The 232-nt window shown below is 70.3% G+C and carries 1 protein-coding gene; it reads left to right on the top strand.

The genetic code is table 11. The features are described 5' to 3' along the window. Positions 1-232: acyl carrier protein (locus JL475_RS39575; protein WP_202283004.1), on the top strand; the 232-nt coding region annotated here is incomplete at both ends.

A 232-nucleotide genomic window follows, 5' to 3' on the forward strand; every position in this document is an offset into this window, starting at 1 on the left:
CCTGTCGGCGCTGACGGGGCTTCGGCTGCCGGCGACGCTGGTCTTCGACTACCCCTCCCCGCGCGCGGTGGCGGAATTCCTCCTGTCGAGACTGGGCGGCGAAGACGACGCGCAGGTGGACGCCGGTGAGAACTCCACCGTGGTGACAGGCGCCGTGGTGGATGAGGATCCCGTGGTGATCGTCGGGATGGGCTGCCGGTATCCGGGCGGTGTGGGTTCGCCGGAGGACCTG

It is taken from the genome of Streptomyces sp. M2CJ-2 (assembly GCF_016757295.1).
Lineage (GTDB): Bacteria > Actinomycetota > Actinomycetes > Streptomycetales > Streptomycetaceae > Streptomyces.